The sequence below is a fragment of the Aeromonas sp. 2HA2 genome (genome assembly GCF_029237345.1).
Classification (GTDB): domain Bacteria; phylum Pseudomonadota; class Gammaproteobacteria; order Enterobacterales; family Aeromonadaceae; genus Aeromonas; species Aeromonas salmonicida.
Map to the genome: position 1 here is coordinate 1 of NZ_JAACGB010000032.1, position 566 is coordinate 566.

General features: G+C 63.6%; 1 protein-coding gene. It reads right to left on the reverse strand.

Annotated elements, in window-relative coordinates:
- The coding region (locus GWQ29_RS21225) for a VCBS domain-containing protein (protein ID WP_275910252.1) at window positions 1-527 on the reverse strand (527 nt) is incomplete at its 3' end.
- Window positions 528-566: the final 39 nt, after the last annotated feature.

The following is a 566-nucleotide window of genomic DNA, read 5'->3' on the forward strand; positions in this document are numbered from 1 at the left end:
GTCACAATGTGCGGGGTGCCATCGACGCTCTGCACGGTGAAGGTCTCAACCTTGGTCTCGTCTTTGCCCAGGTACTGCACTTTGCTGTTGTCGACGTTGTAGGTCCAGGTGCCGTCAGCCGTGATGCTCAGGCTGCCCAGTGCATCCGGGCTGGCGGTGATGCTGGCCGCGTCCGTCTTGAACGCCACCTCGTCGGCCCCGTCCACGTCGCTGATCTTCAGCTGGCCGCTGTCGCTCAGCAGGCCTGCGGTCGAGACGTTCAGGTCTTCGGTCACACCGCCCGCGTCATCGCTGCCGCTGATCTGCACCGAGCCGTCGTTCACCCCGGTGATGGTGATGGTCACAATGTGCGGGGTGCCATCGACGCTCTGCACGGTGAAGGTCTCAACCTTGGTCTCGTCTTTGCCCAGGTACTGCACTTTGCTGTTGTCGACGTTGTAGGTCCAGGTGCCGTCAGCCGTGATGCTCAGGCTGCCCAGTGCATCCGGGCTGGCGGTGATGCTGGCCGCGTCCGTCTTGAACGCCACCTCGTCGGCCCCGTCCACGTCGCTGATCTTCAGCTGGCC